This is a genomic window from Marinomonas pontica, assembly GCF_026191375.1.
In the GTDB taxonomy this organism is placed as follows: Bacteria; Pseudomonadota; Gammaproteobacteria; order Pseudomonadales; family Marinomonadaceae; genus Marinomonas; species Marinomonas pontica.
Map to the genome: position 1 here is coordinate 55055 of NZ_JAODTL010000052.1, position 12856 is coordinate 67910.

At 46.5% G+C, this 12856-nt stretch carries 15 protein-coding genes; 3 read left to right on the forward strand and 12 right to left on the reverse strand.

What is annotated here, in order from left to right; translation table 11 throughout:
• Nucleotides 1-38 precede the first annotated feature (38 nt).
• Both N5P32_RS14850 and N5P32_RS14855 read left to right on the forward strand, forming a co-directional pair.
• Nucleotides 39-1358 (forward strand): YjiH family protein, encoded by a 1320-nt coding sequence (locus tag N5P32_RS14850; protein ID WP_265729807.1) that lies wholly within the window; start codon nucleotides 39-41, stop codon nucleotides 1356-1358.
• A gap of 109 nt (nucleotides 1359-1467) precedes the next feature.
• Nucleotides 1468-2199: a hypothetical protein gene (locus N5P32_RS14855; protein ID WP_265729842.1), complete on the forward strand. Its 732-nt coding sequence runs from the start codon at nucleotides 1468-1470 to the stop codon at nucleotides 2197-2199.
• A 60-nt stretch (nucleotides 2200-2259) separates the two neighbouring features.
• On the opposite strand, the gene N5P32_RS14860 is transcribed toward N5P32_RS14855, so the two are convergent.
• On the reverse strand, nucleotides 2260-2793 hold the full coding sequence (locus N5P32_RS14860; RefSeq protein WP_265729808.1) for a glutathione peroxidase: 534 nt from the start codon (nucleotides 2791-2793) through the stop codon (nucleotides 2260-2262).
• Nucleotides 2794-2884: 91 nt separating this feature from the next.
• Nucleotides 2885-4222: an alpha/beta fold hydrolase gene (locus N5P32_RS14865; protein WP_265729809.1), complete on the reverse strand. Its 1338-nt coding sequence runs from the start codon at nucleotides 4220-4222 to the stop codon at nucleotides 2885-2887.
• A 304-nt stretch (nucleotides 4223-4526) separates the two neighbouring features.
• On the opposite strand from N5P32_RS14865, the gene N5P32_RS14870 reads away from it, so the two are divergent.
• A complete protein-coding gene (locus tag N5P32_RS14870; protein WP_265729810.1) occupies nucleotides 4527-5084 on the forward strand; it encodes a CBS domain-containing protein in 558 nt (185 codons plus the stop codon).
• Between the two features lie 113 nt (nucleotides 5085-5197).
• Here the strand turns inward: N5P32_RS14870 and N5P32_RS14875 are convergent, their stop codons facing one another.
• The 10 genes from N5P32_RS14875 to N5P32_RS14920 form a co-directional block, all read right to left on the reverse strand.
• Nucleotides 5198-5503, reverse strand: coding sequence for an aldehyde dehydrogenase family protein (locus N5P32_RS14875; protein ID WP_265729811.1), 306 nt, complete (start codon nucleotides 5501-5503; stop codon nucleotides 5198-5200).
• Nucleotides 5500-5634 carry a M20/M25/M40 family metallo-hydrolase gene (locus N5P32_RS18310; protein ID WP_338267151.1) on the reverse strand — a complete coding sequence of 45 codons (135 nt, stop codon included), beginning with the start codon at nucleotides 5632-5634 and terminating at the stop codon, nucleotides 5500-5502. The genes N5P32_RS14875 and N5P32_RS18310 overlap by 4 nt, the downstream gene beginning before the upstream one ends.
• Before the next feature lie 250 nt (nucleotides 5635-5884).
• Nucleotides 5885-7330: an aldehyde dehydrogenase gene (locus N5P32_RS14885; RefSeq protein ID WP_265729812.1), complete on the reverse strand. Its 1446-nt coding sequence runs from the start codon at nucleotides 7328-7330 to the stop codon at nucleotides 5885-5887.
• Between the two features lie 17 nt (nucleotides 7331-7347).
• On the reverse strand, nucleotides 7348-8133 hold the full coding sequence (locus tag N5P32_RS14890) for a coniferyl-alcohol dehydrogenase (RefSeq protein WP_265729813.1): 786 nt from the start codon (nucleotides 8131-8133) through the stop codon (nucleotides 7348-7350).
• A gap of 10 nt (nucleotides 8134-8143) precedes the next feature.
• Entirely contained in the window at nucleotides 8144-8407 is a 264-nt protein-coding gene (locus N5P32_RS14895) for an ABC transporter permease (protein WP_265729814.1), read from the reverse strand.
• A gap of 31 nt (nucleotides 8408-8438) precedes the next feature.
• Nucleotides 8439-9149: a branched-chain amino acid ABC transporter permease gene (locus N5P32_RS14900; RefSeq protein ID WP_265729815.1), complete on the reverse strand. Its 711-nt coding sequence runs from the start codon at nucleotides 9147-9149 to the stop codon at nucleotides 8439-8441.
• Nucleotides 9146-10051, reverse strand: coding sequence for a branched-chain amino acid ABC transporter permease (locus N5P32_RS14905; protein ID WP_265729816.1), 906 nt, complete (start codon nucleotides 10049-10051; stop codon nucleotides 9146-9148). Before N5P32_RS14905 ends, N5P32_RS14900 begins: the two co-directional genes overlap by 4 nt.
• Nucleotides 10048-10770, reverse strand: a complete 723-nt coding sequence (locus N5P32_RS14910; protein ID WP_265729817.1) for an ABC transporter ATP-binding protein — start codon at nucleotides 10768-10770, stop codon at nucleotides 10048-10050. Before N5P32_RS14910 ends, N5P32_RS14905 begins: the two co-directional genes overlap by 4 nt.
• Complete coding sequence (locus N5P32_RS14915; RefSeq protein WP_265729818.1) at nucleotides 10754-11503, reverse strand: ABC transporter ATP-binding protein; 750 nt, start codon at nucleotides 11501-11503, stop codon at nucleotides 10754-10756. Before N5P32_RS14915 ends, N5P32_RS14910 begins: the two co-directional genes overlap by 17 nt.
• A 10-nt stretch (nucleotides 11504-11513) precedes the next feature.
• A complete protein-coding gene (locus N5P32_RS14920) occupies nucleotides 11514-12812 on the reverse strand; it encodes an ABC transporter substrate-binding protein (RefSeq protein WP_265729819.1) in 1299 nt (432 codons plus the stop codon).
• Between the last annotated feature and the right edge of the window lie 44 nt (nucleotides 12813-12856).

The window sequence follows — 12856 nt, forward strand, 5'->3', positions numbered from 1 at the left end:
CTCTTTTTGACTACTCACCTTCTTATAGGAAGCCTAATATGAACGTTACAGACTCAAAGACTGGCGTTGTCACGCCGCTGTCTCTTCTCAAACTTATTGCTTATAGCTGCATTGGTATTTTTGTCTTTTTCATTCCGATCGATATTGGCGGAAAAACGACAATCCCGCTGGATCATATTGTTTCTTGGTTACGTAAAGACTTTGCCGGAATGGCTGAGGTGTACGCGATTTTAGTTGTTCTGGCGGGTGGCGCTTACCCTTTCGTTTCGGGTAACTGGCGTGCCAGTAAAACCCAAACCGTCTTGTCTATTTTTAAAGTATTGGGCGTGGTAACCGCTGTCATGGCATTTTTCTCAGTGGGGCCGGCTTTTTTATTCGAAAAAGACATGTTGCCGTTCTTGTTTAGTAAATTGGTGGTGCCGGTTGGTCTGATCGTGCCGATTGGCGCGGTGTTTCTTGCCTTTTTGATTGGTTACGGATTGCTTGAATTTGCTGGCGTGCTTTTACAGCCGATTATGAAGCCTCTGTTTAAAACGCCAGGTAAATCAGCAATTGATGCGGTTGCGTCTTTTGTTGGCAGTTATTCTATTGGTTTGTTGATCACCAACCGAGTGTATAAGTCGGGTCAGTATTCCGCAAAAGAAGCGGCGATTATTGCGACTGGCTTTTCTACTGTCTCGGCTACTTTTATGGTTATCGTGGCGAAAACACTGGGTTTGATGGATGTTTGGAATGTTTTTTTCTGGGCCACTTTATTGATCACTTTTGTGGTGACGGCAATCACAGTACGCATTTTTCCGCTTAGCAAAATGGACGACACGGCAGAAAGCCGTGAAGTCGAAAAATTCGAGCATTCGCGCTTCAAACATGCTGCGTTGGAAGGGCTTGAAGTTGCAAGCAACGCCGCGCCCATTGGTCGGAATATCCTGCAAAACATCAAAGAAGGCATGTTAATGGCAATGAGTATTTTGCCTTCTATTATGTCGGTGGGTTTATGTGGTTTGTTATTGGCGAAGTACACGCCAGTGTTTGAATGGATTGGTTACCTGTTTTACCCGTTCGCATGGCTCGCACAATTGCCAGACCCAATGATGGTGGCGACGGCCTCGGCAACGGGTTTGGCTGAAATGTTCTTGCCAGCCTTAATCGCCGCGAAAAGCGTCTTCGTTGTGAAGTTCGTGGTTGGTGTGGTGTCTATTTCATCCATACTTTTTTTCTCTGCTTCAATCCCGTGTATCTTGTCGACCGAGATCCCACTGAGTATTAAACAAATGCTGATCGTTTGGTATCAGCGTGTGGCCTTAACGATTCTCATCGCTTCGCCCGTGGCGTTTTGGGCTGAACAGTTTGTTCGCTGATTGATAAAGATTGCCCTTTTCAAAACGAAATAAAGCGCGCTAAGCGTGTTTTATTTCGTTTTTTCCGTTTTAATACTCTCTCCTCATCCAATGACTGCTTTTTGTGACAATGCCGACACTTCGTTATTCATCGATTTATTTTCCTGTCTTTATGGTTCTCTGGCTTGGTTTGTTTCTCGATAGCAGCATGGTGGCCGAGCACATTCTGTTTAATCAGTGGACTACTAATTTCTTGGTATTGATCTGCTTTGTTTGGGTCTATTTGCGTGTTACCGCAAAAATAAAAAAGCTGATGCTTTATGGTGTTGCGCTGGCGCTGATTGGGGAGGTGATCTTTTCCATTTTTTTGGGCATGTACGAATATCGGCTTGAGAATGTCCCTATTTATGTGCCGCTTGGTCACAGTCTGATCTACGCTGCTGTGTTTTATATTCAAAAGGAAAACATCATTCAGCGTAACAAGGCGCGTGTCATTTCGATTTTATATTGGGCAATGATTGGCTATTCAAGCCTTTGGCTGCTGTTCGATCAGGATGTTTTTGGCTTTCTTTGTACGCTGGTGATTGTATTGCTATTAAGAAAGCAAACCGGTAACGAGCTGTTTTTTCTGATTATGTTTTTCATGGTGGTGTATTTGGAACTGTTGGGAACCTATTACCAGTGCTGGTTTTGGCCCGACACTTGGTTCGGTAAGGTGCCTTTCATTGCGAGTAGCAATCCGCCGAGTGGTATTAGTGTGTTTTACTTTGGGTTTGATATTGGCTGTTTGTGGATGTATAAAAAACTGAATCGACAGAAATGGAACCGCATGAAGATATTTAGACAAATCCGGTCTTCATAACCAAAAAAAAGAGTCACGTTATTGGCGTGACTCTTTTTTGTCTAGGCTTTGCTTTAACGCTTATAGATCGGCTTCAATCGATGCAACCAGTGCATCGTCTTTTGGTGTCACATCAGGAGAGAAGCGCTCAACCTTGCCATCTTTGGTGATCAAAAATTTTTCAAAGTTCCAAACCACTTCTGGTGCTTTTGTGGCTTCGATTTTATGACCTGCCAACATGTTAACCATAGCATCTCGATTGGGTGTCACTGGCGCTGCTTCAATTAAGTTTTTGTACAGGGGATGCTTGTCTTCACCCGTCACAACAATTTTGCTGAACATGGGGAAGGTTACATCGTAGGTAAGGCTGCAAAACTGTTGAATGTCTTCATCGCTACCTGGTTCTTGACCTGCAAAGTCGTTGGCAGGGAATCCTAAAATCTCCAAGCCTTGCTCGTGGTATTTTTTGTACAAGGCTTCAAGGCCTTCGTACTGTGGTGTTAAACCACATTTTGACGCAACGTTAACCACCAAAACGGTTTTGCCTTGGTAGGCTGATAGATCAACGCTTTTGCCTTGGATGTTATTAACGGTTAGGTTCAATGGATGGCTCATAAAAATTCCTTATCAATGTAGGTTCGATTCGACGATCTTAGCGGTTTGTCGTCTAAACAATGCGGAAAAAATGCATAACATTGTGATTGTATTATTTCGAGACTTTTAATGGGCCGCCTTGGTCTAGCAATAGTTCACGTAATTTACAGAAGACTTCTGGCGATTGACGAACGCCGTCGTGTTCGTAGCTGTTGGTTAGCCAAATTTGTGTGTTGGCAACTTGCTTCACTGTTTTTAATGACAGCTCGCGCGGCACGTACATGTCGTTGTGATATACCGCGGCTACGACGGGCACCTTGTTTTTAGCAAGTTTTTCAAGATCATAAAGTGGCGCGTAGTCTTGGTATTCCGCTAGGGCGTTTGCCGCCCCAGCATAAGGACGCAATGAAGCGATTTGCTCAAACATCCATGGATAGATCATTTCGCCAGTAAGCATCAAAGGCGAGTGTGTTGCGTCAAACTCACCAAATTGCGCACGCAATTGTTGAGCCGACCACGCGGTGCTTTTGTTTGGTTGGCCGTAAATGCTCTCATGAATTACCGCAAAAAGTGGGCCTTCGTGGTAAGTTGTGAGGTTCATCACTTGCTCCAAAAACACATCACTGAGTTGTGTCTTATCACTGCCCGCAAAGGCCTCATCAATTAACCAATGTACTTGGTCAATTCCAGGCCCCATGCCCAAGAGAATGCCAATACTTTGGAATCGTTCTAGAGTCAGTTGATCGCCATCAGGCAGCAGCACTTTGTTGTTGGTTAAACAGTCAGCAATTTTTGCCATGACGCTGGTATCTTCTGGATAGCGCGCATAATAGTCTTGGTTTTTTTCGATCACGCGCTGATAGGTTAGCTGATACACCTCTTGTGCGGGTTCTTCCAATCCCGCTAAACCGCCTGTTACATAGCACGCCGCTAGGCCTTCTGGTGCTTGGGATAGATACGTTAAGGTGATAAAGCCACCGTAGCTTTGTCCTAAGGTTTCGAACAAACGGCCGCCATAAACGGTTTTTCTTAAATGTTCGCAGTCGGCGACAATGCTGTCGGCACGAAAGTTAAGTAGATAATCTCGGCCTTCTTCGGCAGACATTTTTCTGATGAGGTTCGTATCGATCCGGCTGCTGCGGCCAGTGCCACGCTGGTCGATCAAAATGATGCGATGGGTTTTTAACGCTTCCGCCATCCAAGAAGGAGAGCCCGGCATTGGGCGAGGGGATTTACCACCGGGGCCACCTTGTAAAAACAGCAATAAAGGCAGCTCATCACTCGCGTGGTTCACGTCTACCACTTCACGCGCAAAAACAGAGATCGTTGGACGGTGTTTAATGGGGGCGTTATGGTTCCTGTCAGAGGAATGCCAATCCAAAGGAACCTCTAATTCGAATTCAGTAATGAGCATGCCTTTCATCTTGTATTGCTTTTTTGCAGCGTTCATTTTCTCTCCGTTATCTTGGTGTCGCCCTGTTTATTGTGGGTCACTTTAGCATTAGCCGGTGCTTGAGCTCGACTGTTTTCCACTAGCAATTTCCTATGGCAATTTTGGCAGTGTGCCTGTTGAGAAAGAACGAATTGGTATCCGAGGAAAACAGCACGGAATATGGAATTGGTGTACTTCCTAGCCTTGTAATTGTTATTTTTAGTACCAATCTATTACTCTATGTAAAATGATTAGATATGCTTATTAGCAGTCTCATTGCCTTTTAGATTTACGACAAGACCGCGCTACGGAGTGCCTTTATATGAAAACATTAGATTTTTACCCAACAACTGACATCGACGAATTGGCTTGGCCTGAAGAAAATTACGACCTTACTATTGATTCCCCAGCACTGAGTTTTTTTACTGATTTTCAAAACAACAAACCTTTGATTGTTGAGTCCACTTGGTCTGTATTAAACGTAAAAGAGCTGATGCAAAAAGAGCATGTGCGCTTAAAATTTGTCATTGACGAGAATAAGCATTTTATTGGTGTTGTTAGTGCTGATGACCTGATCGAACGAAAAATTGTTCAAAAAGTATCGGAAGGCTTAGAGCGATCTGAAATCGTCGTTGCTGACCTAATGACAGCTAAAAAGAATCTAAAAGCATTGGATTGGCAGGACATTTCCAAAGCCAGTATTTCTGATGTCATCACCGCCCTTAAAAATGATGGTGAACGTCACTGTCTTGTTATGGATCGTGAGAATCACAAGATTCGCGGTATTTTCTCTGCCAGTGATATTTCGCGCAGACTGCGTCTCAATATCGATATTCAAGAAAAAACCAGTTTCTCTAAAGTATTTACCGCCACACTTTAAAAGCCTAGCGAATAAAATACAGCCGGTTTTTTTAGGTTTTGATATGAAGAAAGAGCCTCACATGAGGCTCTTTTGGTATCTGTGAAAGGCACGAATGGCTACGCAATCCAAATCTATTGAACGTTGACAAATTCCCGTATGCCTTGCGGGCCAAGTTCACGACCATAACCAGACTTACCAATTCCGCCAGATGGCAGCCTTGGATCGCTTTTCACTATGCCGTTTACGGCGATTTGTCCGGATTCTAGGGTTTCAATGGCTCTATCTATGGTCACTTGGCTGCTGGTCCAAATACTCGCGCCAAGTCCGTATTCGGTGTCGTTTGCTAGTTCCAGCGCCATTAAATCGGCCAGTTCCTGTTTGTTTTCCCGTAGCGAAACCGCAACGGCTTTTAGCATCGCCGAATTACCTTGTTTCATTCACGCGCACCGTGAAAACCTTCTTCGGCTGGCTGAAAGATAAGTACCACGGGCTGAGGTAACTCTGCTTCAAATTGTTTTAGCCACCGCGCTGTTGCCAACAGAGTCGCGGTATGGCCATTAAAAAACATTAATTTAATCAATATAATGTGAATTTTTTTGCGCGCTAAAAAAGCGCGTAAACGTCCTAAAAATAAGCGTTTCGCCGTCAAATTTATTTTATGAAACCCTTGTTATGTCTAATGATTAGTAACGCAAGGATTGGATGAGATAAAGATTATATATCTAAGGTTTTATATAGAGCTGTTTTTTTAATTGAGCATAAAAATGCCAGTCCATTAAGTAATAGACTGGCTTAGAGTTAATTAAAAAACGGTGTTTTTATATTGGATAATGCTGCTTTGGGTCTTCTATTGTTATCCAGCGTGAATCGGTAAATTCGGCGATGCCCGCTTTCCCTCCAAAACGACCATAGCCAGAATCACCGACACCGCCAAATGGCATTTGTGGTTCATCGCCGACGGTTGGGCCGTTGATATGGCAAATACCGCTTTTAATAGCATTGGCGCAGGCCAGCGCTCGATTAATGTCTTGTGAAAAGACCGCCGCGGATAGGCCATATTCACTGTCATTAGCCACCTTGATCGCTTCTTGATCGCCATTGACGCGAATGATTGACTTGACGGGGCCAAAGCTTTCTTCTGTGTAAATTCGCATGGTTTGGTTTACACCGTCTAACAGTGTTGCTGAGAATATCGCGCCGTCGTTTTCACCGCCGCACACCAGTTTGGCGCCTTTAGAGACAGCGTCATCGATCAGAGCGTGCATTTTATCGGCCACTTCTGGGTTGACGAGAGAGCCTAAAACCACGGTGTCTCTCGGGTTTCCCCATGGTAGTGTTGATGCGCGAGCGACTAATTTTGCCACGAACTCGTCCGCTATCGCTTCATCAACAATGACGCGTTCGGTGGACATACAAATTTGACCTTGGTTCATGAACGCACCAAAAATAGCGGCATTGACCGCCCCGTCTATATCGGCATCCGCCAGTACGACAAGCGGTGCTTTGCCTCCAAGTTCCAGCAAAGCGGGTTTCAGGTTTTCACCCGCAAGGCGGCCGATAATGCGGCCAACAGGGCTAGAACCAGTAAAGTTCACATGACGCACTTCAGGCGCTTCTATTAACGCTTTGACGATGCTAGCCGCATCGCTTGGGTCGTTCGAAATAAGATTTACAACGCCAGCGGGGAAGCCCGCTTCTAAAAAACAATCGATGATTAAGCGGTGGGTAAGGGGGCAAAACTCCGAGCTTTTTAGAATCACAGTATTGCCGCAGGCTAAAGGTGTCGCAATGGCTCTGGCGCCTAATATAATGGGTGCATTCCATGGTGCCATAGCCAAACACACGCCTTTGGGTTTATTCACTGACATGGCCAATGTTCCCGGTTTGTTCGATGGGATCACCTCGCCTCCCATTTGTGTGGTTAAAGCGGCGGCTTCACGGATATGCCCAGCGGCCAGCATCACGTTAAAACCAGCCCAAGGTCCAGTTGCTCCGGTTTCGGTGATCATGGCCGCAATAAACTCCTCTTGTTTAGCTTCCATAATTTCTGCCGCTTTGTTGAGTAAGTGGCGACGTTCAGCCGGACCCGATTGCGCCCAAGCAGGGAAAGCGTTGTGCGCGGCTTTGGTCGCTGTCTTGACATCTTCCAGCGTGGCGGCCGCTGAGGTCGAGGCGACTTGTCCTGTGACAGGGTCAAGTCGATGATATTCTTTTTGGTTACTGGCTGTTAGGTCATTTCCACCAAGGCTTAATAAAACAGTCATGGTATTTCTCCTTGTTTTTATAGATTCAATTCTTCAATGGTTACGGAGGCTTCTAATCCTCCATCTGTTGCGATGTTGTTTCCGTTAATCCAGCGTGCAGCATCTGAGCAGAGGAACAAAATAACCGGCGCAATATCGGCGGCGGTACCCGCGCGACCCACTCGCTCTACGTCTGAATTGACCCGTTTATCACCAAGAACCTGACGGAACTGGGTCAAAATAGGCGTTTCGACAGGGCCCGGTGACACGGCATTGACGCGAATGTTGCGTGATTTAAACATGGGTTGATGAGCCGCGAGCATGGTCCAAACCAAGAGTATTTCTTTGGAAATAGGGTAGCCAAGCTCGTTTGGTATAGAAAAGTCTTTTAATAGTTGTGTGGAATCTGGAAAGCCATTTAACTTGGCGATTGCAGCGGCGCGTTGGGCGTTTTGTCGCCATCCAAATCCGGCCATGGACGCTACGTTAATGATGCTTCCACCAGTACGAATCTTGGTTGCTAAGCCTTCAGAGAGTGCTTTCAGCCCAAAAAAGTTAATAGCAAGCGTAACCGCTGCGCCAGCCGTTCCTGATACACCCGCGACATTGCATAGCGCGTCAATACCATTAGGCAGGGCGTTGATAATTTGATCAACACCGCTTTGGTTTGAAATATCGCCTTGTAAAAACGTGCCGATATGGTGAGCAGGCTTTACCACATCAATACCGATAACATCAGCGCCCATTTGAGCGGCCAGTTCTGCGGTGCGTTGGCCAATTCCACTGGCGACACCCGTAACAACGATGGTTTTACCAAATAGCATAATGATCTCCTTATTTGTGTTTTGAGTGAGTGTCAGATATCAACCCTGTGACCTGGTAACCCACAGGAATTAAGGTGATACCTAAACGAGTTTCAATCGCTCCCCAAATACCTTTTGGCAGGAATAGAGAGCACAACATAGCAACCGCACCTAAACCAACGAGGTACCAAACCCCTGTGGCCGCAAACCAAGTTTCCACGGCGAAAAACAGCAGAGCGCCTAAAATGGCACCTTCAAAGCGACCTAACCCACCAACCAGCACCATGAAAATCATGTAGGCTGTCCATTGCACTGAAAAGTAGGTTTTAGGTTGAAAGGATGAAGCTTGTGCTAGCCATAAAAGCACCCGCCAATGCGGTGCCAAATGCGGCGAAAATGAAGAACCATTTTTTTACTTTTTCAGCGTCTACGCCGATCGAATCAGCAGCTTCTTCATTGTCTCGTATGGCTTGCATGGCGATACCAGCCTTAGAGCGCAGTACGTAAAATAATCCCAGTAATAGTCCTGACATGCCGATTAACGCGGCCAAGTAAATAAACTGGCGGCGATTTTCTATGGAATACTGGTTGAGTGCGATCAGTGAGATGCCTGTTTCGCCTTGAATCAAGGGGTCTAGGTTAACCAACAAATGCCCAATGGAAGCAAGTACCCACATGCCGATCGCAAATTCACCAGCTTTCAGCCGCAGCATAAAGCTCGAAATCGGCCAACTGAGCAACCCAACTAAGCAGGCTGCCATCAACAGCGCGATAAAAGGGGATACGCCCATATTAGTGATGCGAATTGTGGCGTACGCGCCCAAACCAAAAAACAACTGTTGGCCAATCGATATCAGACCGCCAAAGCCAGCCAGTGTGTTCCACATGGCGGCCATGATGATGTAAATGAACAGTACCGTAAGCCTTTCTATTGCATTATCGGAAGCAATAAAAGGAGCTAGGATCAGCACAATGAAAACGATGACCACAACAGATAACGTCATTTTTGAATAAGCATTAGAGCGTTGTATTTTCATGCGGCGTTTTCCTTTTCATTGCGTTTAGAGAGCCAATGTTTTAACGAAAAAACATCACGATTGAAGTAAATTCGAGCAAACAAAAAGATCAAAAACATGAAATGGCCACCCAGTAAAAAACCCTGAGGATGAATAAGCGCCCCGATGCTTTGTGCAATGGCAAGAATGATTCCGCCCATAAATACGCCCCATAGGGAGCTTGCGCCGCCAATGATGGTGGCTTCGAAAGCGAACAAGAGTTGGGGTCCGCCAGCGTAAGCATCAAAGGTGCCTCTTAACCCCAGTGCTGTGCCAGAAATGGCCACTGTCATCATGGCGATGGCGGCGGAAATACCGGCTATTTTCCGAGCATCAATGCCAACCAATCCCGCTGTGTCAGGATCAAATGCGGTGGCTCTTATTTGGCGGCCAAGCGGTGTAAAGCGCAGAATAAGATCCAATCCACCAATGATCACGATAGCCGTTATCAAGACAATAACGGGCAGTTTGCCAATCCATAAGCCGAATACTTCATACGATTCCCAGCTTAAATCGCCAAGATAAGGCGACAAAGAACGAGTATTCGCCCCAAATTGTTGGAACAATAAATTATCAATGACGATGGCGAGGCCAAAGGTGGTTAATACGGGAAGTAACTCTCCGCCTTTGGTGGCTCTTTCTAAGATTACCCGTTGTAGCAGTAATCCGATGATGGCCATGATAGGAAGAATCATCAACACACTGATAAAAGGCGACAGCGCTAAGGCATCGGTGATTTCCCATACTAGGTAAGCGCTCAAAATTGCCAATGACCCATGCGCTAAATTAATGATGCGCATAACTTGGAACATAAAGGCCAGTCCACAGGCGATTAAAGCGTAATAACCGCCGAGCAATATGGCTTGTACCAGACTGTTCATCATTGTGATGCCTCCTGGTGTTTCGATTGCTGTAGACCGAAATACGCGTGGGTAATTTCTTCTTTGTTGGTATCGTTTGTCAGTTTGTCGAGGACAATTTTGCCTTCTAACATGCAAATCGCTCGGTGAGAAAAACGAATAGCACGTTCTAAATCTTGTTCTACCAGCAAAATAGTCGTACCTGCGTCTTTCAGACTGTCGATGGAGGCATAGACCTGATCAACGACCAGAGGCGAAAGACCTAGACTGACTTCGTCTAAAATCAAACAGTCAGGGTTCGACATAAGCGCACGGCCAATGGCAGTGGCTTGTTGTTCGCCGCCAGAGAGGTTGCCTGTTTTGGCATGGCGACGTTTGACCAGATTGGGAAAGGTGGCAAAAATCCGTTCTATGCTCCAATCACCTGAACGCTTAACCGTGGTGCCTAGTAAGAGATTCTCTTCCACCGTCATGTCTGCAAACAAACGGCGGCCTTCTGGCACCAATGACAGCCCCTGTTTTACGAGCGCACTGGACGAGGTCGTGGTCACATCGTGTTGTTTGAATGACACCCTTCCTGAATGGATCGGCAGTGCGCCTGCTATGGCTCTTAGTAAAGTGGATTTCCCCGCACCATTGGCACCGATAAGTGACACAATATCACCTTGGTCAATGTTCATTGACACGCCTTGTACAGCACGAAACTGGCCGTAGCGCACGTCTAAATTACTCACCGACAGCATGGTCTGTACCTCCCATATAGGCTTTCATTACTTGTTGATTTGACATCACGTCGTGAGGGTCGCCCTGAGCAATAATGCGACCGCTGTCCATGCAAATGAGTGTTTTTGCAACACGGAGCAGGATATGGACAATGTGCTCGATCCAGACAATGCCAATGCCACGTTCGCGTAGGGTGAGAATGGTATCAACGAGCTGCAAGGCTTCAGCATCAGTAAGACCTCCACCAATTTCATCCAGAAACAGCAGTGTTGGCTGCGTAGCTAACGCGCGGGCGAGTTCTAATCGTTTGCGATCAAGCAGTCCGATACTGTCGGCTTCACGGTTTGCTAAGGGCAACATGCCGCATAAGGTGATGGATTCAAGGGCAATGTCATAGGCCGCTTCACGATTGTTTGTCGCCGAATGAATCGCCGCTACGAAGACATTCTCGAAGACACTAATGCCCGAAAAGGGTTTTGGAATTTGATGTGTTCTGACCAACCCTTGCTTGGCTCTTTCACGAGCAGGCAATGAGGTAATGTCGTGGTTGTTGAGAATGATCTGGCCGCTTGTGGGAGCTTGAGCGCCAGACAAAACACTGAGGAGTGTTGATTTTCCTGCGCCATTGGGTCCAACGATGCCAATGGCATCGTTGGTGTCCATAGAAAAATCAATCCCATTCAGTACTTGCACGCTCGCGAAGGATTTGTGGATCCCGGTTGCTTGTAGTTGTGAATATGGTGTTTGTATCACGTTGTTGCTCCTATTTAGCATTGTACTGAAGCAACTTGTGCGTGACGGGAACGTTAGGGTCAGTGACGTTTTCTGTAATCACATAATCAAGCTTGAATTTCCCTGTTCCTTTAACCCACTGGGCGCCAATAATTGGGCCGGAGGCGACGTTCGGAACTGGGCCAGAAGTGAAATCCACTTGACCGCCAATGGTCGTTACATTCAGTTTGGCAATGGCGTCACGTACTGAGGTGCGCGATAGTGGATTGGTCGATTGTTTCAACGCTTCTGTGCCTGCATCAAGCAGCGACAAGGTGGCACCTAACTGTTGTGTCCACTGTTCGCCGGTTTCTGTCTCCCACATGTTGGCTAATTGTTCGCCATTCAATCCAGTTAAGGGAGAGGTGTATGGGAAGGTTTTATGCCAATAAGCGGCAGAGGCAATTTTCGGTCCCAGTGAGCCTAGCACCTCAATATCCGCAGGGAATAAACCGGTTTTTGCAATTTGAATGATTTTGACTTGGCGGTGTAAGCCCTGTTGCGCGGCTTGTCGCCAAAAAGCAGCAAAGTCCGGTGGAATCGGGAAAGAGTTAATAATCTCAACGCCTTCTCGTTTAAATAAGGCTATTTGGCTCGAAAAGTCAGACGTGCCGGTTTCATACGCGCCTGGGTCGATGATGGTGTAGCCGGCGTTTGCAAGACGCGGAGCAAGAACCGCACGAATCGCATTTCCGTCGGCATCGTTAGGATACATAACGCCCACTTTTTTATTGGTGTCGATCAGAGACCACTGGGAAATGTAAGTGCGATAAAACTCCCCCGCACCGAAGCCAAAGTGATACGTCCATTTGAATGGACTTGCTTCACCTGGTTTTGCTCCTCGACCGTAGTACCAAGCTTCCCAAGGCATAACTGTGGACATAAATGGAATGCCTGCAGCCTCACTGGCATCCGCTACGGGGTTGATGACTTCAGGAGTCGAGATGGCCAACATCAAGTCGACATCTTGGTTAATTAACTCCTTTGCCAATTGCGAGGCACGAGCTGGATCCGATTGGCTATCACGATCAATGATTTCAACCTGATAATGTTTACCACCGACGGTCATGCCACTGGCTAAGGCTTGACGAGCTTGCTTTAAAATAAAACCATCGGTTTTACCAAAACTGGCCAATGGGCCGGTTCTTGGGCTAATAAACCCAATGCGGATGGTGTCATCGTCTACGGCAGCGTATAACTGACCAGACAAGATGACACCGCCTGCGATGGCTGTGCAAATGGCTAACTTCGCCAAATTTGGCGCGAACGGAGCTAGTAGACGTGCTTTCATAAGAACCTCTTTTTATTGTTGTGGTTTTAAATGATAGGGAGTGG